Consider the following 690-nt stretch of genomic DNA (forward strand, 5'->3'; position numbering starts at 1 on the left):
CCGTGATCCGATGAGCGACCTCGTCCTCCACAACTACTATCGCTCCTCCACCTCCTACCGGGTGCGGATCGCGCTGGAGATGAAGGGGCTGAGCTACACCTATGTGCCGCATCACCTGCGCCATGGCGAGCATCTCGAGCCGGCCTATCTCGCGGTCAATCCGCAAGGCCTGGTGCCGGCGCTGGTGCTGGACGACGGAACGCTGCTGACGCAATCACTGGCGATCATCGAATATCTCGACGAGATCGCGCCAGAGCCGCCGCTGCTGCCGAAGGATGCGCTGGGCCGGGCGCGGGTCAGGATGCTGGCGCAGATGATCGCCTGCGACATCCATCCGGTGAACAATCTGCGCGTGCTCACCTCGCTGCGCACCCTGTTCGGCGCCGGCGACGAGGATGTCGTGAACTGGTTCCGGCACTGGGTGAACGAAGGCTTCCAGCCGCTCGAGAAGATTTTGGCTTCGTCGCCTCAGACCGGCACCTTCTGCCATGGCGAGACGCCCGGACTGGCCGATATCTGCCTCGCCGCCCAGGTCACCAACAACGCCCGCTTCGGCGTCGACATGACGCCCTACCCGGTGATCTCGCGCATCCACGCCGCCTGCATGGCGCTGCCGGCGTTCCAGAAGGCGGCACCGCAGAACCAGATCGATGCCGAATAGAGAAGCCACAGACCCGGACGAAGCAAAGA

Annotated in this window: 1 protein-coding gene; it reads left to right on the forward strand. The window is 64.5% G+C overall.

What is annotated here, in order from left to right:
• Positions 1-10 precede the first annotated feature (10 nt).
• Positions 11-661: a maleylacetoacetate isomerase gene (gene maiA / locus EOA38_RS38200; RefSeq protein ID WP_126093360.1), complete on the forward strand. Its 651-nt coding sequence runs from the start codon at positions 11-13 to the stop codon at positions 659-661.
• Positions 662-690 lie beyond the last annotated feature (29 nt).

The organism is Mesorhizobium sp. M1E.F.Ca.ET.041.01.1.1, assembly GCF_003997355.1.
Taxonomy (GTDB): domain Bacteria; phylum Pseudomonadota; class Alphaproteobacteria; order Rhizobiales; family Rhizobiaceae; genus Mesorhizobium.